Annotated in this window: 18 protein-coding genes; 7 read left to right on the top strand and 11 right to left on the bottom strand. The window is 69.9% G+C overall.

Features of this window, described 5'->3' with window-relative positions; all coding sequences use genetic code 11:
* Nucleotides 1-24 precede the first annotated feature (24 nt).
* The 3 genes from VLG41_RS09780 (at nt 25) to guaD (ending at nt 3,697) form a co-directional block, all read left to right on the top strand.
* Nucleotides 25-1,164, top strand: a complete 1,140-nt coding sequence (locus tag VLG41_RS09780; protein WP_325349201.1) for a Fic family protein — start codon at nt 25-27, stop codon at nt 1,162-1,164.
* A 75-nt stretch (nt 1,165-1,239) separates the two neighbouring features.
* Nucleotides 1,240-2,340, top strand: a complete 1,101-nt coding sequence (locus VLG41_RS09785; RefSeq protein ID WP_325349202.1) for a BMP family ABC transporter substrate-binding protein — start codon at nt 1,240-1,242, stop codon at nt 2,338-2,340.
* A 73-nt stretch (nt 2,341-2,413) separates the two neighbouring features.
* A complete protein-coding gene (gene guaD, locus VLG41_RS09790) occupies nt 2,414-3,697 on the top strand; it encodes a guanine deaminase (RefSeq protein ID WP_325349203.1) in 1,284 nt (427 codons plus the stop codon).
* A gap of 43 nt (nt 3,698-3,740) precedes the next feature.
* Here guaD and VLG41_RS09795 read toward each other — a convergent pair whose 3' ends face one another.
* From VLG41_RS09795 to hemP, 10 genes are all read right to left on the bottom strand, one after another.
* Nucleotides 3,741-5,696: a metallophosphoesterase gene (locus tag VLG41_RS09795; protein WP_325349204.1), complete on the bottom strand. Its 1,956-nt coding sequence runs from the start codon at nt 5,694-5,696 to the stop codon at nt 3,741-3,743.
* Nucleotides 5,697-5,850: 154 nt separating this feature from the next.
* Nucleotides 5,851-6,849, bottom strand: coding sequence for a cytochrome d ubiquinol oxidase subunit II (locus VLG41_RS09800; RefSeq protein ID WP_325349205.1), 999 nt, complete (start codon nt 6,847-6,849; stop codon nt 5,851-5,853).
* A gap of 26 nt (nt 6,850-6,875) precedes the next feature.
* Nucleotides 6,876-8,237, bottom strand: a complete 1,362-nt coding sequence (locus VLG41_RS09805; RefSeq protein WP_325349206.1) for a cytochrome ubiquinol oxidase subunit I — start codon at nt 8,235-8,237, stop codon at nt 6,876-6,878.
* A gap of 21 nt (nt 8,238-8,258) precedes the next feature.
* Complete coding sequence (locus VLG41_RS09810; RefSeq protein WP_325349207.1) at nt 8,259-8,849, bottom strand: GbsR/MarR family transcriptional regulator; 591 nt, start codon at nt 8,847-8,849, stop codon at nt 8,259-8,261.
* A gap of 92 nt (nt 8,850-8,941) precedes the next feature.
* Nucleotides 8,942-9,745, bottom strand: a complete 804-nt coding sequence (locus VLG41_RS09815) for a heme ABC transporter ATP-binding protein (protein ID WP_325349208.1) — start codon at nt 9,743-9,745, stop codon at nt 8,942-8,944.
* Nucleotides 9,742-10,782: an iron ABC transporter permease gene (locus VLG41_RS09820; RefSeq protein WP_325349224.1), complete on the bottom strand. Its 1,041-nt coding sequence runs from the start codon at nt 10,780-10,782 to the stop codon at nt 9,742-9,744. The genes VLG41_RS09815 and VLG41_RS09820 overlap by 4 nt, the downstream gene beginning before the upstream one ends.
* Before the next feature lie 38 nt (nt 10,783-10,820).
* The gene (locus tag VLG41_RS09825; RefSeq protein WP_325349209.1) at nt 10,821-11,705 is read right to left on the bottom strand and encodes a heme/hemin ABC transporter substrate-binding protein; all 885 of its coding nucleotides are present in this window, start codon (nt 11,703-11,705) and stop codon (nt 10,821-10,823) included.
* A gap of 10 nt (nt 11,706-11,715) precedes the next feature.
* Complete coding sequence (locus VLG41_RS09830) at nt 11,716-12,789, bottom strand: hemin-degrading factor (protein ID WP_325349210.1); 1,074 nt, start codon at nt 12,787-12,789, stop codon at nt 11,716-11,718.
* Nucleotides 12,790-12,808: 19 nt separating this feature from the next.
* Nucleotides 12,809-15,034, bottom strand: a complete 2,226-nt coding sequence (locus VLG41_RS09835) for a TonB-dependent hemoglobin/transferrin/lactoferrin family receptor (RefSeq protein ID WP_325349211.1) — start codon at nt 15,032-15,034, stop codon at nt 12,809-12,811.
* A gap of 110 nt (nt 15,035-15,144) precedes the next feature.
* A complete protein-coding gene (gene hemP / locus VLG41_RS09840; RefSeq protein WP_325349212.1) occupies nt 15,145-15,333 on the bottom strand; it encodes a hemin uptake protein HemP in 189 nt (62 codons plus the stop codon).
* A 96-nt stretch (nt 15,334-15,429) separates the two neighbouring features.
* On the opposite strand from hemP, the gene dcd reads away from it, so the two are divergent.
* From dcd to VLG41_RS09855, 3 genes are all read left to right on the top strand, one after another.
* Entirely contained in the window at nt 15,430-15,996 is a 567-nt protein-coding gene (dcd, locus tag VLG41_RS09845; protein ID WP_325349213.1) for a dCTP deaminase, read from the top strand.
* Between the two features lie 46 nt (nt 15,997-16,042).
* Nucleotides 16,043-16,930, top strand: coding sequence for a KPN_02809 family neutral zinc metallopeptidase (ypfJ, locus tag VLG41_RS09850; RefSeq protein WP_325349214.1), 888 nt, complete (start codon nt 16,043-16,045; stop codon nt 16,928-16,930).
* 79 nt (nt 16,931-17,009) lie between these two features.
* Nucleotides 17,010-18,458 carry a DEAD/DEAH box helicase gene (locus VLG41_RS09855; protein WP_325349215.1) on the top strand — a complete coding sequence of 483 codons (1,449 nt, stop codon included), beginning with the start codon at nt 17,010-17,012 and terminating at the stop codon, nt 18,456-18,458.
* 15 nt (nt 18,459-18,473) lie between these two features.
* On the opposite strand, the gene VLG41_RS09860 is transcribed toward VLG41_RS09855, so the two are convergent.
* On the bottom strand, nt 18,474-19,307 hold the full coding sequence (locus VLG41_RS09860) for a symmetrical bis(5'-nucleosyl)-tetraphosphatase (RefSeq protein WP_325349216.1): 834 nt from the start codon (nt 19,305-19,307) through the stop codon (nt 18,474-18,476).
* A gap of 9 nt (nt 19,308-19,316) precedes the next feature.
* Here VLG41_RS09860 and VLG41_RS09865 point away from each other — a divergent pair, with 9 nt between their 5' ends.
* Nucleotides 19,317-20,636 (top strand): hemolysin family protein, encoded by a 1,320-nt coding sequence (locus VLG41_RS09865; RefSeq protein WP_325349217.1) that lies wholly within the window; start codon nt 19,317-19,319, stop codon nt 20,634-20,636.
* Nucleotides 20,637-20,642 lie beyond the last annotated feature (6 nt).

The following is a 20,642-nucleotide window of genomic DNA, read 5'->3' on the forward strand; positions in this document are numbered from 1 at the left end:
GTGAATGCGGCGTATATTCACCGCATGACTTACGGCGATTGGGACGGTGTCGGTACCTTCATCTGGCAGGACAGCACCTGGCCGGCGATGCGCTACGACCTGGCGGCCCTGGCGCCCGCGCTGGCCCGCGTGAGCCATTCCCAGGGCCTGCTGCTGGGCCGACTGGCCGAGGTGGGCCTGGAGCAGCGCGAGCGCGCCTGCCTGCAGGCGCTCACCGACGACGTGATCAAGACCAGCGCGATCGAGGGCGAGACGCTGGAGCCGGCCTCGGTGCGCTCGTCGGTGGCGCGCCGTCTGGGCGTGGACATCGGCGCACTGGCGCCGAGCGACCGCCACGTGGATGGCGTCGTGGACATGGTGCTGGACGCCACCACCCGCTGTCTGGAGCCCTTGAGCGCCCAGCGGCTGTGGGGCTGGCACGCGGCGCTGTTTCCCACGGGCTTCAACGGCCTGCACCGCATCCGCGTGGGGCAGTGGCGCAACGACGCGGGTGGCCCGATGCAGGTGGTGTCGGGCGCGCTGGGACGTGAGCGCGTGCATTTCCAGGCGCCCCCGGCCCCTCGACTGGTGGCCGAAACGGACAACTTCCTCGCCTGGGCCAACGCCGATACGGGCGAGCCCCTGCTGATCAAGGCCGGTCTGGCGCACCTGTGGCTTGTCACGCTGCACCCATTTGACGACGGCAACGGCCGCATCGCGCGCGCCGTGGGCGACCTGTTCCTGGCGCGCGCCGATGGCGGTTCGCAGCGCTACTACAGCCTGTCGGCCCAGATGCAACGCGAGCGCAAGGCCTACTACCAGATCCTGGAGCGCACGCAGCGCGGCAATTTGGACGCGACGCCGTGGCTGGCCTGGTTTCTCGACGCCCTGCAGCGCGCGCTGGACGCCGCGCTCGACGGGTTGGGCTCGGTGCTGGGCAAGGCGCGTTTCTGGCAGCGCTGGGCGCAGGTGCCGTTCAACGAGCGGCAGGTGCTCATGCTCAACCGCGCGCTCGATGGCGCCGACGGGCACCTGAGCACGGGCCGCTGGGCCAAGCTCACACGCTGCTCGAACGACACCGCCCTGCGCGACCTGCAGGTGCTGCTCAACCTGGGGGTGATCCGCCGCCTGCCGGCCGGCGGACGCAGCACGGGCTACGAGATCACGCCCCTGACCAGCGCCTAAAATACCGCCCCGACGCGAGCCGGTGCTTCCCCGGCTCGCGTTTTTTCATCATCGGAAGCCATGTAGAGGAACACCATGTACAAAAACCTCGCGGCCTGGCGCGCCTTCGCGCCGGTGTTGGCCGCCTTGTTTTTCTCTCCCCTTGCCACTCACGCTCAGCCGGTCAAGCCGCCGGTGAAGGCCGCCTTCGTCTACGTGGCGCCGCTCACCGAGACCGGCTGGGTGCGCCAGCACGAGCTTGGCCGCCAGGCCGTGCAGGCCGCGCTGGGCGATCGTGTCGAGACACGCTACGTGGAGAACGTGGCCGAAGGCGCCGACGCCGAGCGCGTGATCCGCGACCTCGCGCAGCAGGGGCACCACATCATCTTCACGCCCAGCTTCGGCTACATGGAGCCCACGCTGAAGGTGGCGCGCGACTTTCCGAACGTGAGGTTCGAGTCCATCACCGGCTACAAGGCCGCGCCCAACGTGGCCACCGCGAACGCGCGCTACTACGAGGGCCGCTACCTCGCGGGCGTGGCGGCGGGCCGCCTGGCCACGCAGGCCGGTTACGTGGCGGGCTTTCCCATTCCCGAGGTGATCCAGGGCATCAACGCCTTCACGCTGGGCATGCGCTCGGTGAACCCGCGCGCCACGGTCAAGGTGGTGTGGCTGGGCGAGTGGTTCAACCCGCCGCGCGAGCGCGACGCCGCCATGACGCTGATGAACCAGGGCGCCGAGGTGCTGGCCTTTCACACCGGCAGCAACGCCGTGATGGTGGCCGCGCAGGAGCGCGGCAAGCTGGCCGTGGCCTACCACTCCGACATGCGCGCGGTGGCGCCCGACGCCCAGGTGGTGGCGGTGACGCACCGCTGGGGCGATTACTACACGGCCCGCGTCAAGGCCGTGCTCGACGGCCAGTGGCGCAGCGAGCAGGTGTGGGGCGGCGTGGCGCAGGGTTTCATCCGCGTCGAGGGCTTCGGCAAGAAGGTGCCCGAGGCCGTGCAGAAGGAAGTGAACGCGCGCCAGGCCGACATGGCCGCCGGCCGCCTGCCCGTGTTCGCGGCGCATGCCTCGGCCCCGGTGCTCGGCCAGAATGGCCAGCCCGTGATCGCGGCCGGCCAGCGCCTGAGCGACGAACAGATCCTGAAGATGAACTGGTTCGTCGAGGGCGTGCAGGGATCCCTTACACCCTGATCCGCCCGCGCGCATGGCCGCCATCGGCGCGGCCATATGACATCGCGCGCGGGGCCGTGTAGGCTCGCGGCCCATGAAAGCCTACCGCGCCCGGCTGCTGCGCTTCGACGAAGACAGCGGCGCTCCCCAGTTCGATGAAGACGGCCTGCTGGTGGTCGGCCCCGACGCCACCGGCCGGCCGGTGGTGCGCGCGGCGGGCGCGCACGGGGCGCTGATCGACCGCTTTCCCGGTGTGGCAGTGGAAGACCTGCGCGACCAACTCATCGCGCCGGGCTTCGTGGACATGCACATCCACTACCCGCAGACCGACGTGATCGGCGCGCCCGCGGCCGGCCTGCTGCCCTGGCTGGAGCACTACACCTTCCCGCACGAATCGCGCTTCCACGATCCGGCCCACGCACGCGAGGTGGCGCGTTTCTTCTTCGACGAGCTGGCGCGCCACGGCGTCACCACCGCCTTGACGTTCGCCACCTCGCACCCCGCCTCGGTGGACGCCGCCTTCGAGGAGGCCCGCGCGCGCGGCCTGCGCTTCATCACCGGCAAGGTGCTGCAGGACCGCCACAGCCCCGACGGCGTGCGCGATGAGACCGAGCAGAGCCTCGTCGACACCGAGGCCGGCATCCGCCGCTGGCACGGCGTGGACCGCCTGGGCTACGCCATCACGCCGCGCTTTGCGCCCACCAGTACGCCCGCGCAACTGCGGGGCGCGGGCGAACTGGCGGCGAAATACCCGGACGTGTGGATCCAGTCGCACGTGGCCGAGAACCGCGACGAGGTGCGCTGGGCCGCCGAGCTCTTCCCGCAAAGCCGCAGCTACCTCGGCGTCTACGAAGACTTCGGCCTGCTGCGCGAGCGGGCGGTCTACGCGCACTGCATCCACCTGAGCACCGCCGACCGCGAGCGCATGGCGGCCGCCGGCGCCGTGGCGGCGGTGAGCCCCACGAGCAACCTGTTCCTGGGCAGCGGCTTCTTCGACTACCAGGCCGCCGACGCGGCCGGCATGCGCTACGGCTTGGCCAGCGATGTGGGCGGCGGCACCAGCTTCTCGCCGTTTCGCACCATGCTCGCGGCCTACACCGTGGGCCGCGAGGGCCAGACCAAGCCGGGCCTGAGCCTCACACCCGGCCAGTTGTGGTGGCAGCACACGGCCGGCGCGGCGCGCGCGCTGGGTCTGCAGGGTGTGGTGGGCAACCTGCAACCGGGCCACGAGGCCGATTTCGTGGTGCTCGATCCGAAGGCCACGCCGCTGCTGGCGCGCAAGACCGCGCAAGCGAGCAGCCTGGACGAGCTGCTCTTTGCGCTGATCGTGCTGGGCGACGACCGCGCGGTCGCGCGCACGGTGGTCAACGGCCGCTGAAGCACGCGCCGGCGCAGTGGCCCGCGCGGGCCGGCGCGGGCGATCAGCGCGCCACGATGGCGACGCGGTCGTCGCGGCTCAAGCGGGCCCAGAACGCGCCGGTGCTGGCGTTGAAGCCCACCACGGGGGCGTTGCCGTTGCCGCAGGCGGCGTCGACGTCGGCCGGCAGGGCCGTGAGGTAGTTGGCCTGGTAGGCCTGTGCGCTCACACAGGCCGCGCTGGCCAGCGGCACCCAGGTCTTCGTGGTGGTGTCGTAGCGCGCGATGGTGCTGTTGGCCGCGTTGCGGCCGGCGGGCGCCACGAACTCCACGACGTAGCTGTCGCCGACCTTGTCGTCCGTCAGCGCCCAACCCCGGGTGGCGTGCGCAGGCAGCACCACGGGCGCCTTGCCGAGTTCGGTGCCGTTGCCGTAGCTGCCGGGCAAGCCGGTGTTCACGGTGATGTCCTTCACCGCGCCATAGGGATCGATGTAGGTGCCGTCCTGGCCGCTGATGCCGCTGATGATCAGTTCATCGCTCAGCGTGGCCGCGCCCTTGGCCTGCCAGTTCAGCAGCACCTGCTTCTTCAGGTCGATGGTGGTGCCGCGCACTTCCACTTCCTCGTCGGGCGTGCCCACGTTGATCACGCGCGCGCGCTGGCTGTTGTTGAGGTTGGGGCTGTAGCTCTGGTGGCGCTGGAAGATGTAGCGGTACATCATGGATTCCATCTCCAGGTTGCTGCTGGCGAAGGAATAGCCTGGCGTGGCGCCCATGGTGCGGGTGCGGCTGTCGTGGCGGTTGAAGGTGTGGTTCACGCCATCGAGCAGGCGCGCGCGGCTGCCGCCGGCCGACACGCAGGTGCTGGTGCGGTAGCTCGGGTCGTACACGCCGAAGCGCTGGATGTCCGACGGTACGCTGGAGGGATACACGGTCTTGGCGCAGCGGTCCTTGGTGCGCACGAAGCGGTCCATCAGGGCCCAGTTGGGCGTGGCCAGCTGCTGCAGCGGGTCGGTGTTGGCGAACACCGAATGCGAGATGAAGTAGGAGCGGTAGTCGATCTTCGGACCGGTGACCTCAAACACCGAAGCGTTGACGTCCACGAAGCCGGTGCTCTCGTTCTGTACCTTCACCATCAGGTAGTCCTGGATGCGCTCGTGCTCGCTGAAGCGGGTCTCGTAGCCCTTGTACGCCGCGTTGCCCGAGATGATCTGCATGAACGGGCGCTCGGTGTTGTCGCGGATCAGGCTGCGCGAGTAGTGGTGCTCGTGGCCGCTGACGTAGATCACGTCGTGCGCGGCGAGCAGCTTGCGGTACTTGTCGTAGGCGTCGCGGAACAGCACGTCGTTCTCGATGGAGATGCTGCCGTCGATGATGTTCTCGCGCACCAGGCCATAGCGGCTGCCGGCGAAGGAGTTGTGCGTCTGCAGGATGATGTGGTCGACCTTGGCGGCGTGCTGGTTGACCATGGCCTCGACGAAGTCGTAGGAGCGCTCGAACCAGCCGTAGGAAACGTTGATGAACAGCACGTTGCCGCGCACCAGCGCGTAGTTCTTGTTGCGCGCGCCGGGCATGTGCTCGGCGTCGGCCGGAATGAAGGATTCGACGGCGTCGTGCCAGTCCTGGTCGGTTCCCTTGGGCTCGTGGTTGCCCATCACGGGCAGGATGGTCAGCTTGTCCTTGTACTGGTCAGCCACCTCGCGCCAGAGCGCGTACTCGGCCGGCGTGCCGTTCTCGACCAGGTCACCCACGGCGAGCACGATCTTCACGCCCTGCTGAACGTGGAAGTCGAGCACGGCCTTCATGGGGTGCTGGGCCACGCCGGAGCTGCTGCCCTGGGTGTCGGGCAGCAGGCCGATCTTGAGCGTGGTGGGGGTTTGGGACGCCGGCGGGAGGGTGGGCGGCGTGGGCGTGGTGCCACCGTCGGTGGCGCCGCCACCGCCGCCGCCGCAAGCAGCGAGCATCAGGCCGGTGGCCAGGGCGATCGCGCTGGCGCGAAGTCGGGGATGGTTGTTGGCGAACATGAAGGTCTTCCTGGTTGTGGTGATGCCAACGCATGAAGTGTTGGCACGCCGACAATGCGGAAGACCGGTTGCATGCACGTGAATGCACGCCCTTGGGAGGCCTTTCGGGGGCATCCGATGGGATGAGCGCCCATCGGACCATGGGCCGTTCGGATCAGCCGTAGCTCAGCGGATGCGCCTTGCCCCAGAACACGCGGTACAGGTAGATCGTGTACGCGATGATCATCGGCAGCGTGATCGCCACGCCGATGAAGATGATGGTGAGCGAGCTGGTGGCGGCCGCGGCGTCCCACAGCGTGAGCCGGCCGATCACGATGTCCGGGAAGATGCTGTAGGCCAGGCCGAAGAAGGCCAGCACGAAGATCAGCACCGTGTTCACGAACACCAGCCAGCCATAGCCGGCGGCGATGAGGTTCGGCCGCGTGACGACCCACTGCACGGCGAAGAAGGCCGCCGCGCAAATGAGGGGCACGGGCAGCAGCGCGAAGATCTGGGGCAGGCCGAACCACTTCTCGAACACCGCCTGGCTCACCAGCGGCGTGGCCACCGAGATGGCGAGCAGCGCCACGCCCATGGGCCACAGCGCGCGGCGCGCCCAGCGCACCGCCTTCTCTTGCAGCTCGCCCTCCGTCTTCATGATCAGCCAGCCGGCTCCCAACAGCAGGTAGGCCGCGGGCAGGGTGATGGCGATGCCCAGGCTGAACAGCAGGCCCAGCGGGCCGTTGTCGAAGCCGGTGATGTAGCTGCCCAGCATCCAGCCCTGCGAGGCGCTGGCCGCCAGCGAGCCGGCGAAGAAGGCGCGGTTCCAGAACGGCAGGTACTTCGTCGGCGCCTTCACGCGGAAGTCGAAGGCCACGCCGCGCAGGATCAGGCCCACGATCATGATGGCCGCCGGCAGGTACAGCGCCTGCAGCACCAGGCCGTGCGCCTTGGGAAAGGCCACCAGCAGCACGCCCACACCCAGCACCAGCCAGGTTTCGTTGGCGTCCCAGAAGGGGCCGATGCTGCTGACCATGGTGTCCTTCTGCACCTCGTCGCCCAGCGGCAGCAGCAGGCCGACGCCGAGGTCGTAGCCGTCCAGCACCACGTAGGCCAGCAGCGCCAGGCCCATCACGGCCATGAAGATCAGGGGGAGGAATTCGGCCCAGGTCATGTCGTGTTTCCTTCGCTAGCAGCGGCTCAGGCGCCGGCCTTGCCCATTTCGCCCGAAGGCGCCTCGGGCGCGTGTTTGACGGGGTTCTCGGCCATGTACTTGAGCACGCCGACGTAGGTGATCAGCAGCAGGCCGTAGACCACCAGGTAGGCGGTGAGCGTGGCGGCCACGTTGGCCGGCGCAATGGGGGTGACCACGTCGGCCGTGCGCAGCAGGCCATAGACGATGAAGGGCTGCCGGCCGATTTCGGTGACGTACCAGCCCGCGAGCGTGGCCAGCCAGCCCGAGAAGGTCATGGCTGCGAGCGTCCACAGCAGCGGGCGCGGCAGCGCGATGCGTGTGCTGCGTCGCTGCGGCCAGACCTTCCAGACGCTCCACAGCGCCACCAGCAGCATGAGCGTGCCCACGCCCACCATCACGCGAAAGGCGTAGAACACCGGGGCCACGGGCGGGTGCGCGTTCGGGAATTCGGCCAGGCCCTTGATCTCGCCGTCCCAGTCGTGCGCCAGGATGAGGCTGCCGAGCTTGGGCACCTTCAATGCGTAGTGCGTGGTGCGGGCGGCTTCGTCGGGAATGCCGATCAGCGTGAGCGGCGCGCCCCGCTCGGTCTCCCAGATGCCTTCGAGGGCGGCGATCTTGGCGGGCTGGTGCTTGAGCGTGTTCAGGCCGTGCAGGTCGCCCACGAAGATCTGCACCGGCGCCAGCAGCACGGCGGCGAACACGGCGGTGCGCAAGGCCTTGTGCGTGCCACCCGTGGCGCTGCCCTTGATGAGTTGCCAGGCGCACAGCCCCGCGACGAGGAAGGACGCGGTGAGACCGGAGGCCAGCAGCTTGTGCGCGAGGCGATAGGGGAACGAGGGGTTGAAGACGATGGCGAACCAGTCGAGAGGCATGAACTCGCCATTGACGATCTCGGCGCCCGCGGGCGTCTGCATCCACGAATTGAGGCTGAGGATCCAGAAGGCCGAGAAGGTGGTGCCCAGCGCGACGAGGAAGGTGGCGATGAGGTGCACGCGCTCGCTCACGCGGCCCCGGCCGAACAGCATGATGCCGAGGAAGCTGGCCTCGAGGAAGAAGGCGGTGATGACCTCGTAGCCCAACAGGGGGCCGGCGATGTTGCCGGCCTTTTCCATGAAGCCCGGCCAGTTGGTGCCGAACTGGAAGCTCATGGTCACGCCCGAGACCACGCCGAGCGCGAAGCTCAGCGCGAACACCTTGGTCCAGAAGTAATACGCCTCTTCCCAGGCGTGTTCGCGCGTCTGCACGAACCGGATGCGAAAGAACAGCAGGAACCAGCCCAGGGCGATGGTGATGGTGGGAAAGAGGATGTGGAAGCTGATGTTCGCGGCGAACTGGATGCGCGAGAGCAGCAGGGTGTCGAGGTCCATGGGGCGTTCCTTCCTCGCGGGTCAGGCCGCGTTCTTTTTCTCGTGGCGCGCGGCGGGGGCCTTGCCGGTGAGCCGGTCCTTGAGTTCGAGCACACGCGTGACCGTAGCGCCCATGCCCATGAGTTGCAAGGCCGTCTCGGGCGCGAGCTTCTGCACGTCGTCGAACCAGGTCATGAGGCGGTCGATGAGGTCGTGCATCTCGCGCATGCGCTGCTGGGCATGGCGCTCGGCATCGGTGGTGGGCGTCTCCAGCAGTGCGGTGCGCAGCATGGACAGCGTGGGCTCGATCTCCCGGCGGCGGCGCTCCTCGGCGAGCACGCGGAAGATCTCCCACACGTCGGCGGGCGCCTCGAAAAACTCGCGGCGGTCGCCCGCGAAGTGGCGCAGCCGCACCAGGCGCCAGGCCTGCAGTTCCTTCAGCCCCATGCTCACGTTGGAGCGCGAAAACTCCAGCGTCTCTGCGATCTGGTCGGCGCACAGCGGCTCGTTGCTGATGTAGAGCAGGGCGTAGATCTGCCCCACGGTGCGGTTGATGCCCCAGCGGCTGCCCATCTCCCCGAAGTGGGCGACGAACTCGCGGTTGAGGGGAGGGAGGTGGTCTTGCAGCGGCATGGCCGGCACTGTAGCCGGATTTGCCTGAAGTTTCAGGAAATACTGAAATTTCAGGATGAACGCAAGGGGATTCAACGGCGCGCAGGGCGAGGTCAAGGCGTCGTCACGAACTGCGGCATGCCCGCCGGGTCGCTGACCGGGTGGGCCTTCACGCGCCAGACCGTCTGCACGAGCGCGGCGGTGAGGGTGTCGGCGGTGGCGCCCTGGGCCACCAGATGTCCCTGTGCCAGCACCCACACACGGTCGGCGTAGCGCAGCGCCAGGTTCAGGTCGTGCAGCACCATGAGCACGCCGATGCCTTGCGCGCGCGACCACTCGCGCAGCGCCGACAGGCACTGGTGCTGGTGCCGCAGGTCGAGCGCGGCGGTGGGCTCGTCGAGCAACAGCCAGCGTGGCAAGCCGTCAGGGCTGGGCCGCCACACCTGGGCCATGACGCGCGCGATCTGCACGCGCGCGCGCTCGCCGCCGCTGAGCTGGCGGATGCCCCGCCGCGCGAGCGGATCGACCGAGACGCATTGCATGGCCGCGCGCACGATGGCGGCTTCGTCGGCCTCTGGCTGGAGGCGGTGCGGGTAGCGGCCCAGTTCCACCACTTCCTGCGCGGTGAAGTCGAAGGCCGGCACGAGGTCTTGCGGCAGGTAGGCGCGGTGGCGCGCGAACGCCGCCGCCGTGGTGGTGTCCAGCGCCTGGCCGTTGAGCCACACGCGGCCCGCGTCGGCGCGCTGCAGGCCGCCCAGCACGCCCAGCAGGGTGGACTTGCCCGCCCCGTTGGGGCCGAGGATGGCGCCGACCTCGCCGGCGCGCAGGTCGACGTCCACGCCTTGCAACACGCTGCGCGCACCGTGGCGCACGTGCAGGCCTTGGGCGCGCAGCCGATGGGGCGTCTTCTCGCTCACAGCGTTCTCGCGTGCGCGCTGCGCAGCAGGGCCAGGAAGAAGGGCACGCCCACCGCGGCGGTGATGACGCCCAGCGGCAGTTCGGCCGGCGCGAGCACGGTGCGGGCCCAGGCGTCGGCCACCAGCACCAGGCCCGCGCCCAGCAGGGCCGAGCCCGGCAGCACCCAGCGGTGGTCGGGCCCGGCGAGCAGGCGCACGATGTGGGGCGCCACCAGACCGATGAAACCCACGATGCCGGTGGTGGCCGTGATGGCGCCCACCGCGAGCGCCGTGACCACGATGCACAGGCGCTTGAGGCCTTCCACTCGCACGCCCAGCATGACGGCCTGGGCCTCGCCCAGCGCCAGCGCATTGAGCGCGCCCGCCAGCCGCAGCCCGATGGCCAGCGCCACGGCGGTGATGCCAGACACCAGCAGCACTGCGCTCCAGCGCGCGCCGCCCAGGCTGCCCAGCAGCCAGAACTGCAGGTTGCGCAGCTGTTCGTCGGTGGCCAGAAAGTTCAGCAGCCCCAGGCCGGCGCCCGCGAGCGCGTTGACCGCGATGCCGGCGAGCAGCATGAGGCCCACGCGCGTGCCGCCGTCGCTGCGCGAGAGCAGGTAGATGAGCGCCGTGACCGCGAGGCCACCGGCGAAGGCCATCAGCACCAGGGGCCAACTGCCCAGGGCACGCGGCAGGTCGGGGAACCAGGTGGCACCCAGCACGATGGTGACGCCCGCGGCCAGCGCGGCGCCGCTGCTCACGCCGATGAGGCCGGGGTCGGCCAGCGGGTTGCGGAACAGGCCCTGCATGAGCGCGCCGGCCAGGCCCAGGCCCGCGCCCGCGGCCACGCCCAGCAGCAGGCGCGGCAGGCGGATGTTGAAGAAGACCAGTTCGGGCCCGCTGCGCGCGGCCTCGGTGCCACCGCTGAGCGCGCCCCACAGCAGCGCGGGCAGCTCGCGCAAGGGCAGGCCGTAGGCGCCCTGGCCGGCGGCCCACAGGGCGCACGCACCGAGCAGCAGGCCCAGCAGGGCCAGGGTCCAGGGGCCGCGCTGTTCCATCGGGGGCCACGCGGCGGAGGCCACGCGCACGAGCGTGTTCACGCGGCCACCAGGCGCTGGTGCAGTCCGCTCACCACGCCAGGCATGCGCGGGCCGAAGCCCAGCAGCTCCAGCGCGTCCAGGTGCACCAGCGCGCGGCCGCTGCCGCGGCGCTGCCAGGCGGGCGTGAGCTGCACCTCGGGGCGGCGCCAGAACGTGGCTTCGCCGCCGACGGCCTCGATGCCTTGCGTGGTGGTGAGGATCACCTCGGGCGCGGCGGCGGCCATGGCCTCGGCGGTCATGGGCCGGTAGCCCTTGAAGCCCGAGAGTGCGTTGCGCGCGCCGGCGAAGCCGATGAGGGCGTTGGCCGCCGTGGCCTCGCCGGCCACCATGGGGCTGCCGCTGTGGGCCAGCACGAACAGCACGCGCGGTGGCGTGCCCGGGTGGGCCTTCACGCGCCGTTGCGTCTGTTCCCACTGCGCGTCCAGCGTGGTCAGCAGTTCTTGCGCGGCGCGCTCCTTCGAGGCGGCGCGGCCGACGGCCTGCACCTTGCGGCGCACCTCGGGCCAGTCGTGCGTCGCTTCGATCAGATCGACCTTGATGCCGGCCGAGCGCAACTGGTCGAGCACCACGGGCGGGCCGGCGTCGCCCTGAGCGATGACGGCGTCGGGCCGCAGCGAGAGCAGGCCTTCGGCCGAGAGCTGGCGCATGTAGCCCACCTTGGGCGTGGCCAGCGCGGCGGCGGGGTACAGGCTGGTGGTGTCGGTGCCCACGAGCTGGTCCTGCGCGCCGAGCGCGTAGACCACCTCGGTGATGCCGCCGCCCACGGTGACCAGGCGCGGCGCGCGTGCCTGGCCTTGTGCGAAGGCCGGCAGGGCGCTGCCGGCGGCCAGGGCGACGGTGCCTTGCAGCAGCGCGCGGCGGTGGGGGGAATGGTGTGCCATGGCGCGCGCCTCAGGCCAGGGACGGCGCGTCCAGCGTGGGCCGTTGCGCAAGCAGGTCGCGCCAGGCGCCGCGTTCGGCCTGGCCGGGTTTGCGCGCGCCGAAGAACATGGCCATGAGCTCGCCGCCCGCGTCGAAGGCTTCCAGCGAGGTGACCACGCCGTCGCTGGTGGGCTTTTCCACGACCCAGACCTCGTCGACGAGGTCCTCGCGCAGGTGCAGGTTGAAGCCCGGGTCGAGCACGTTGAGCCAGACCTGGCCCCTCACCTCCATCGGCTCCACGCGTTTCACCGGCCCGGTGTGGATCTGGATGCAGCCCGGGCTGCCGACGAAGACCATGATCGGCGTGCCGTCGATGCTGGCGTCGTTGAGGGTGTCGCGCACGGCGTGGCGGTCCACGCGGCGCGTGTAGCGGCCCTCCACCAGGCGAAAACCCTGTTGGCGCTCGACGCCGAACTGGCGCAGCAGCGGAAAGAACTGGTGCGTGTCGGTCATGGCGCCCCAGGCCTCGGAGAAGGCCTTGGCGTCGACCGAGGCGGGTGCCTTGGCGGTGGGCGGGGGCACGGGTTCGAAGGCGGGCGCGGCGGCGGGGTCCTGCCACTGCTCGATGAGGCGGCGCCAGGCCTCGCGATCGGTGGCCTCGCGCGCGTAGATCTTGTGCACGGCGGTGCCGTGGCGGTCGAAGAACTGCAGGCTGGGCAGGGCCTCGTTGCCGGGGTTCTGCGGCAGTTCGGTCACGGCCAGGCCGGCGTGCCACTGGTGGAAGAACAGGCGCAGGTCGATGTCTTCACCGAGGGCCAGGCCGATCGCGCCTTCGCCCGAGAGCTTCTCGTAAACGCCGGTTTTCTCGTGCACCACGCCTTCGTTGCGCGTGAGCGCGAGCAGCGGCCCGCAGGGCCTGAGCGATTGCAGCAGCGCGAGCCAGTCGGCCTGGAGCGCGACGGCGCGCGTGGGGCCATCGGTGGCGCCGATGTGCGTGGCCAGGGCCGCGCCCTCGCTCGCGCCGATGGCGGCGGCCGCGTCGCGGGCGCGCAGGCCCTTGGCGCGGGCGGCCTGGTAAGCGGTCCGGATCTCGTGGGTGTCCATGGTGTTGCTCCTGGAAAACTCAGAAGTCGGTGACCAGCGCCACCGACAGGCTGCGGCCGGGTGAGGTGTAGGCGTCCAACGTGGCCAGGTTGCTGGCCACGCCCTGCACGCTGCTCCACAGCCAGTACTTGCGGTCGGTCACGTTGTGGACCGCCGCGCTCAGGCGCGTGGCGGGCGTGATGCGCCAGGTGGCGCGCAGGTCCAGCGTCGTCCACGAGGGCGTAGCGAACTGCTGGGGGGTGTTCGTGCGGTTGATGTCCGCGTCGTCCTTGGCCGCGGCGTGCGTCAGCACGGCGCCCAGCGTCCAGTCGGCGATGCGGTGGTCCACGCCCATCACCAGCTTGGCCGGGTTCACCGAGTTCAGCGGCTGGTTCAGCAGCGTGTCGCGGCCGCGCGTCTGGCCGTAGGCCAGCTTGAGCGTGGTGGCCGGCGTGGCGGCCCATCGGCCTTCCAGCTCGAAGCCGCTGAGCTTGACGCGGCCGCGGTTGACGGCCTGGAAGAGGATGGGGTTGCCCGGCGCGCCGGTGCCGCCGACGCGCACGTTGTCCTCGATGAAGTCCTTGTAGCGGCCGGTGAAGGCGGTGGCCAGCCAGTTGAAGCGGCCCTGCTCGCCGCGCGCGCCCAGCTCCAGGGTCTGGCTGGTTTCGGGTTTGAGGTCCGGGTTGGGCAGGGTGCGGTAGTTGGCGAGCGCGTTCTGGAAGAAGTTGTTGAGCTGCAGCGGACTCGGCGCCTTGAAGCCCGCCGCCGCGTTGGCGAACACCTGCCAGTGCGGTTGGGGGCGGAAGATCAGGCCGAGCTTGGGCGAGAGCGCGCTGTCGGACAGCTCCGCCGGCTCCAGGGGATACAGCGGGCTGCTTTGTGGCTTGAGTGAGAAACGGTCGTAGCGCAGCGCAGGGATGAGGCTCCAGCGCTCGCTCACGAACTCGCTCTGCACGAAGAGCGCGCTGTTGGTCTCTCGCGTCTTGGGGAAGCGCTGCAGCGGGTAGGTCTCGTAGGCCGGGCCGGCCACGCCGGTGACCAGGTTGTCGAGCTCGGCCACCGAGACGTCTGCGCCATAGACCAGTGTGTGCGCCCAGCCATGGCCGAGCGAGCGCGTGCGCTCGGCCTGCAGCACGGCCTGCCAGAGGTCTTCCGTGTAGGTGACGTCGCGCTCGCGCACGTTGGGCACGGCGGTGCGCAGCTCGCGCGACCACTCGCGCGACTCGGACTGCTGGTAGCCCACGGTGGCGCGCAGCGAATCGGCCCAGATGGACTGCAGCTGGAAGCGGCCGTCCCAGCTCACGCGCGTGCGCTGCATCTCGCTGGTGCCGTCCAGGTCCTGCACGCCGCTGGCACTGGGCGATCGGCCCGTGTAGCCCTCGACCTCGGTCTCCTTGTCCACGTGCTCCACGGCGAAGGTGTGCGTCTGGCCGCCACCGGGCGTGAGGATGATCTTGCCCAGCGCCGACACGCTCTTGTCCTTCTGCGGATTCGGTGCCGTGCGGTTGCTGTTGAGCGAGTGGTTCTCGCCCTGGTTGTCGAGGGCTTTCGCGCGGCCCACCTGCACGCTGCCCAGCCATTGCAGGCGCTCGCTGGCGATGCCCGCGAGCGTGACGCCCGTGCCCACGCTCTCATCTTCGGTGTCGGTGCGCACGCCCACGCGGCCGCCGAAGGTCTGGCCGTCCTTGAGCAGGTCCTTCGGCGCGGTGGTGGTCATGGACACCATGCCGGCCAGCCCGTCGGAGCCATAGAGCGCCGAGGCCGCGCCGCGCAGGATCTCCACGCGCGAGATCAGCCCCAGGTCGTAGTAGTCGCGGCCGAAGGCGGCGGCGCCGAACACCTGGTTATTGAGCTCGCGCGGCATGCGGATGCCGTCGACCGTGAGCAGCACGCGGTTGCCGTCCAGGCCGCGGATGTTGAAGCCGGCGTTGCCGTCGCGCCCGGTGGAGCCGGTCACGGCGCCGAAGCGCTGCGGCGCGCGCCGGACCTCCACATTGGGCAGCTCGCGCACCAGCTCGCGGATGTCCTGCGCGCGCGTCGGGTCCAGCGCCTCGCCCTCGATCACGTCGATGCGCGCGGGCACGTCGTCGAGCGCGCGTTCGCTGCGCGAGCCGGAGATCACCACCGGCTTGAGCGAGCCGGCCGAGGCCGTGGTGGTGGCACCGCTGGTGGGGGTTTGCGCCAGGGCCGGCGCGGCTGCGAGCAGCGCGCAGGCGAGTGCGACGGGATGGAAGGCGGGAAAAGTGAAATGGAAATGGCGTGGCACGAGCGCACCCGTTGTGTGTTGTGGAAGACACGGGCTGGCTCGCGCGCCGCGAAGCGGCAACTGGCTGGCTGGAAGAGGCGATGGCGCGCGCCGTGGCGCGCCGGCGAAACCTACTTGGTGAGGATCAGCTTGTTCTGCGCGGTCAGGCTCAGCTTGTAGTGCTGGCCGTCGTGCTCGATGAACACGTCGCGCCGGCCACCGCTGAGCTGGCCGAACTGCACCTGCACGGCCGGGACCTGCGCAGGAGCGGGCACGGGCGAAGCGGGCGAGGGGGCGTTGGCGGGTTTGACGGAAGGCATGTGCCGATCATAAACACAAATGCGAACTATTCGCAACTAAGTGAAAGAATGAATCGGTGAGATCGCGCCGATGGCCGCTGCCTACAATCGCCGCCCATGAGCATCAAGAGCGACAAGTGGATCCGCCGCATGGCCGAGCAGCACGGCCTGATCGACCCCTTCGAACCGGGCCAGGTCCGCCAGGTCGACGGCAAGCGGGTGATCAGCTACGGCACCAGCAGCTACGGCTACGACATCCGCTGCGCGCCCGAATTCAAGGTCTTCACCAACATCCACAGCACGGTGGTGGACCCGAAGAACTTCGACGAGAACAGCTTCGTCGACATCAACAAGGACGTCTGCGTCATCCCGCCCAACAGCTTCGCGCTGGCGCGCACGCTGGAGTACTTCCGCATCCCGCGCAACGTGCTCACCATCTGCCTGGGCAAGAGCACCTACGCCCGCTGCGGGATCATCGTCAACGTGACGCCCTTCGAGCCCGAGTGGGAAGGCTACGTGACGCTGGAGTTCAGCAACACCACGCCGTTGCCGGCCAAGATCTACGCGGGCGAGGGCTGCGCGCAGGTGCTGTTCTTCGAAAGCGACGAGGTCTGCGACGTGTCCTACAAGGACCGTGGCGGCAAGTACCAGGGCCAGGTGGGCGTGACGCTGCCCAAGGCCTGACCTACCATCGCGACAGCGCCCGCGCACCGGGTGAAGGAGCTTCGCGATGAAATGGGAAAACAACCGGCAGTCGGACCAGATCGAGGACCGGCGCAACAGCCCCGGCGGCGGGGGCCGCATCCCGCGCATCGGGGGCGGCCGGGGCATCGGCATCGGCACCATCGCCATCGCGCTGATCGCGGGCTGGGTGTTCGGCATCAACCCCTTGACCATCCTGGGCGCGCTGGACGGCGGCGGCCTGCAGTCGCCCGCCCCCATGGAAGCGCCACAGGGCCAGGCCGGCGCGCCCACCGACGACATGGGCCGCTTCGTGGCCGCCGTGCTCGGTGGCACCGAGGACGCCTGGGGCGCCATCTTCCAGGCCGCCGGGGCGCAGTACCAGAAGCCGCGCCTGGTGCTGTTTCGCGGCGCCACGCCCACGGCCTGCGGCACCGGGCAGTCGGCCATGGGGCCGTTCTATTGCCCGGGCGACCAGAAGGTCTACATCGACCTGAGCTTCTACGACACCCTGCGCCGCCAGCTCGGCGCGCCCGGTGATTTCGCCCAGGCCTACGTGATCGCGCACGAGGTGGGCCACCACGTGCAGAACCTCATGGGCATCACCGAGCAGATGGAGAAGGCCCGGGGCCGCGCGAGCGAGCGCGAGTACAACGCGCTGTCGGTGCGACTGGAGCTGCAGGCGGACTGTTTCGCGGGCATCTGGGCGAACCACAACCACAAGAGCGGGCAGGTCATCGAACCCGGCGACGTGGAGGAGGCGCTGAACGCCGCGGCGGCCATCGGCGACGACGCGCTGCAGCGCAAGAGCCAGGGCCACGTGGTGCCCGACAGCTTCACCCACGGCAGCAGCGAGCAGCGCCAGCGCTGGTTCCACAAGGGGCTGGAGACGGGCGACGTGCGCGCCTGCGACACGTTCAAAGCAAGCTCGCTCTGAGGGGGGCGAACCCGTACGGGGCGGGGTTGTGGCTCGGGTGCGACAATAGCGGGCTTACCGCCACCCCGGCGTTCCCGACATGACCCAAAGCTTCTCCGAACTCAATCTCGCGCCCGCGCTGGCGAAGGCCGTGGCCGAAATGGGCTACGAGACCATGACGCCCATCCAGGCGCAGGCCATTCCGCAGGTGCTCACCGGGCGCGACGTCATGGGCGCCGCCCAGACCGGCACCGGCAAGACCGCCGCCTTCTCCCTGCCGCTGCTGCAGCGCCTGCTCAAGCACGAGAACGCCTCCACCTCGCCCGCGCGCCACCCGGTGCGCGCCCTGGTGTTGCTGCCCACGCGCGAACTGGCCGACCAGGTGGCCGAGCAGGTCAAGCTCTACGCCAAATACACGCAGTTGCGCAGCACCGTGGTGTTCGGCGGCATGGACATGAAGCCGCAGACCCTGGAGCTGAAGAAGGGCGTGGAGGTGCTGGTGGCCACACCGGGGCGCCTGCTCGATCACATCGAGGCCAAGAACGCGGTGCTCAACCAGGTCGAGTACGTGGTGCTCGACGAGGCCGACCGCATGCTCGATATCGGCTTCCTGCCCGACCTGCAGCGCATCCTGAGCTACCTGCCCAAGCAGCGCACCACGCTGCTGTTCTCGGCCACCTTCTCGCCCGAGATCAAGCGCCTGGCCAACAGCTACCTGCAAGACCCCATCACCGTGGAAGTGGCGCGCTCCAACGCCACGGCCTCCACGGTCGAGCAGCACTTCTACCGCGTCGACGACGACGACAAGCGCGGCACGCTGCGACAGATCCTGCGCGAGCGCGGGATCAAGCAGGCCTTCGTGTTCGTCAATAGCAAGCTCGGCTGCGCGCGCCTGGCGCGCTCGCTGGAGCGCGACGGCCTGAACACCGCCGCGCTGCACGGCGACAAGAGCCAGGACGAGCGCCTGAAGGCGCTGGACGCCTTCAAGCAAGGCAACGTGGACCTGCTGGTCTGCACCGACGTGGCCGCGCGCGGCCTGGACATCAAGGACGTGCCGGCGGTGTTCAACTTCGACATCCCGTTCAACGCCGAGGACTACGTGCACCGCATCGGCCGCACGGGCCGCGCGGGCGCCTCGGGCCTGGCGGTGTCCTTCGTCTCCAGCCGCGACGCGCGCCTGGTGGGCGACCTGGAAAAGCTGCTGGGCAAGAAGCTGGAGATCGAGGCGCTGGAGCTGGAGCAGGATCGCCGCCCGGCCGGCCGCTTCAACGACGGCCAGCGCGCCTGGCAGCGCGAGGACGGCGGGCGCGAGCCGCGCGAACCCCGTGCGCCGCGCGCGCCCTCGCCCCCGCGCGTCTCGCGCCCGCCGGCCGACCCGTTCTTCGATCAGCCCTACGAGTCCAAGCCCGCCAGCGCCGACGCCCCGCCGCCGCAGTGGGACACGGCGCAGCGCGCGAACGCGCCCAAGGGCTTGTCGCCCAACATCAAGCAGCGCCGCAAGGTGCCCGCGCTGTTCAAGTCCAGTGCGCCACCGCCGGCCAACTCCTGAGCAGGGTTCGCCGGATCACTTCCCCGGGCGTTGCGCCTGGGGGCACTTCACCTCGAAACGCTCGACCTCGCCCGGCCCCGCGCCCAGCCGCGCGGCCGTGAGGCAGCCGCCCCACACGCAGCCCGTGTCCAGCGCCAGCAGCCCCGGCCGTTCCACTCCCCGCAGCGTGGACCAGTGGCCGAAGGCCACCGGTGTGTCCGCCGTGCGCCGCCCGGGCACTTCGAACCAGGGAAAGTGACCGTCGGGGGCGGCGCCGGCGCCGTCCTTGGTCTCGAATTCCATCTCGCCCTCGGGTGTGCAAAAGCGCAGACGCGTGAAGGCGTTGACGATCACGCGCAGGCGGTCGCTGCCCTGCAGCGCCGCGTCCCATCGCGCCGGCCGGTTGCCGTACATCTGGTGCAGAAAATCGCTCCAGTCGGGTGCCTGCAGCACGGTCTCGACCTCGTGCGCGAGCTGCAGCGCCTCGGCCGCGTCCCACTGCGGCAGCACGCCCGCATGCACCAGCAGCCAGCCGCGTTCCATCAAGGCCAGCGGGCGCTGGCGCAGCCAGTCGAGCAGTTCCGTGCGGTCGGGCGCGCGCAGGATGTCGTTGACGGTGTCGCCGCGGTGCGGCTGGCGCACGCCCTGCGACACCGCGAGCAGGTGCAGATCGTGGTTGCCCAGCAGGCATTGCCCGCTGCTGCCCAGCGCCATCAGCCGGCGCAGCGCGGCCAGCGAGGCCGGGCCCCGGTTGACGAGGTCACCCAGCACCACGACCCGATCACGGCTCGGCGAAAAGCCGACGACATCGAGCAGGCGGCCCAGGGCCTCGTCGCATCCCTGCACATCACCGATGAGATACATTGCCATCGCCCCATTATGGATATCGTCCTCATCGTCTTCCTGACGCTGCTCAACGGCGCTTTCGCGATGTCCGAGCTCGCGCTCGCCTCCAGCCGCAAGGCCCGCCTGTCGGCCATGGCGGAGGCCGGTGACAAGGGCGCGCACACGGCGCTGGAGCTGCTCGACAACCCCACGCAGTTCCTCTCGTCGGTGCAGGTGGGCATCACCTCCATCGGCATGCTCAATGGCATCGTGGGCGAGGCGGCGTTCAGCGACGACCTCGGGTTCTGGCTTCAGTCGTTCGGCCTGGAGGACACCGTGGCCAGCGTGCTGGCCACCGCGATCGTGGTCACCGCCATCACCTTCATCACCATCGTCTTCGGCGAGCTGGTGCCCAAGCGCATCGGCCAGCTCTACCCCGAAGCGGTGTCGCGCTGGGTCTCGCGCCCCATGGCGGCGGTGGCGCGCGGCGCCAAACCCTTCGTGTGGCTGCTCACGCACACCACGCAGTGGGTGCTCAAGGCTCTGCGCGTGGACAACTCGGCCGCGCAGGTGGTAACCGAGGCAGAGATCGAGGCCAGCCTGGCCGAGGGCGTGGACGCCGGCATCATCGAGGCGCAGGAGCACCGCATGGTGCGCAACGTGTTCGGGCTGGACGACCGGCTGCTCACCTCCATCATGGTGCGGGCATCGGACATCGAGTGGCTCGACGCGGCGACCGGCGTGGACGATGCGCTGCGCCAGGCCGCGGTCTCGGGGCACTCCTGGTACCCGGTGTGCCGGGGTGGCCTGGAAGACGTGGTGGGCGTGATTCACGTGCCGCGCCTGCTGGCGCTGCAGGCCGAGGGCGAACGGGGCGCCGTGGGCGCGCACGTGCAGCCGGCGGCCTTCGTGCCCGAGACGCTCACCGGCATGGAGCTGCTGGAGCAGTTTCGCGCGCGCGCCACGCGCATGGTGTTCGTGGTGGACGAATACGGCGTGGTGCAGGGCCTGCTCACGCCGCTGGACATGCTGGAGGCCATCACCGGCGAGCTCTCGCCCGAACTTCCGGTGGATGCCTGGGCCCGTGAACTCGGGGACGGTGCCTGGGAGGTCGACGGCGCGATGCCGGTGGCCGAGCTGAAGTCGCGCCTGGAGATCGAGGCGCTGCCCGACGAGGACAAGGGCCGCTACGCCACCGTGGCGGGGCTGATGCACTCCATGGCGGGCGAGTTGCTGCACCAGGGGCAGTTCGTTGACGGCGCGGGCTGGCGCTTCGAGGTGCTGGAGGTCGACGGCCGGCGCATCGCGCGCGTGCTCGTCACGCCGCTGCCGCCGGAGGAGCTCGAGCCCATCGAGCCCCGCGAAGACGGTTGACGCGGC

Source organism: Hydrogenophaga sp. (genome assembly GCF_035481345.1).
In the GTDB taxonomy this organism is placed as follows: Bacteria; Pseudomonadota; Gammaproteobacteria; order Burkholderiales; family Burkholderiaceae_C; genus Hydrogenophaga.

Bases quoted from the DNA above. Each gene is read 5' to 3' on its own strand.
- VLG41_RS09780 (WP_325349201.1), top strand. From the start codon at position 25: ATGACTTACGGCGATTGGGACGGTGTCGGTACCTTCATCTGGCAGGAC.
- VLG41_RS09785 (WP_325349202.1), top strand. From the start codon at position 1,240: ATGTACAAAAACCTCGCGGCCTGGCGCGCCTTCGCGCCGGTGTTGGCC.
- guaD (WP_325349203.1), top strand. From the start codon at position 2,414: ATGAAAGCCTACCGCGCCCGGCTGCTGCGCTTCGACGAAGACAGCGGC.
- VLG41_RS09795 (WP_325349204.1), bottom strand. From the start codon at position 5,696: ATGTTCGCCAACAACCATCCCCGACTTCGCGCCAGCGCGATCGCCCTG.
- VLG41_RS09800 (WP_325349205.1), bottom strand. From the start codon at position 6,849: ATGACCTGGGCCGAATTCCTCCCCCTGATCTTCATGGCCGTGATGGGC.
- VLG41_RS09805 (WP_325349206.1), bottom strand. From the start codon at position 8,237: ATGGACCTCGACACCCTGCTGCTCTCGCGCATCCAGTTCGCCGCGAAC.
- VLG41_RS09810 (WP_325349207.1), bottom strand. From the start codon at position 8,849: ATGCCGCTGCAAGACCACCTCCCTCCCCTCAACCGCGAGTTCGTCGCC.
- VLG41_RS09820 (WP_325349224.1), bottom strand. From the start codon at position 10,782: ATGGAACAGCGCGGCCCCTGGACCCTGGCCCTGCTGGGCCTGCTGCTC.
- VLG41_RS09825 (WP_325349209.1), bottom strand. From the start codon at position 11,705: ATGGCACACCATTCCCCCCACCGCCGCGCGCTGCTGCAAGGCACCGTC.
- VLG41_RS09830 (WP_325349210.1), bottom strand. From the start codon at position 12,789: ATGGACACCCACGAGATCCGGACCGCTTACCAGGCCGCCCGCGCCAAG.
- hemP (WP_325349212.1), bottom strand. From the start codon at position 15,333: ATGCCTTCCGTCAAACCCGCCAACGCCCCCTCGCCCGCTTCGCCCGTG.
- dcd (WP_325349213.1), top strand. From the start codon at position 15,430: ATGAGCATCAAGAGCGACAAGTGGATCCGCCGCATGGCCGAGCAGCAC.
- ypfJ (WP_325349214.1), top strand. From the start codon at position 16,043: ATGAAATGGGAAAACAACCGGCAGTCGGACCAGATCGAGGACCGGCGC.
- VLG41_RS09855 (WP_325349215.1), top strand. From the start codon at position 17,010: ATGACCCAAAGCTTCTCCGAACTCAATCTCGCGCCCGCGCTGGCGAAG.
- VLG41_RS09860 (WP_325349216.1), bottom strand. From the start codon at position 19,307: ATGGCAATGTATCTCATCGGTGATGTGCAGGGATGCGACGAGGCCCTG.
- VLG41_RS09865 (WP_325349217.1), top strand. From the start codon at position 19,317: ATGGATATCGTCCTCATCGTCTTCCTGACGCTGCTCAACGGCGCTTTC.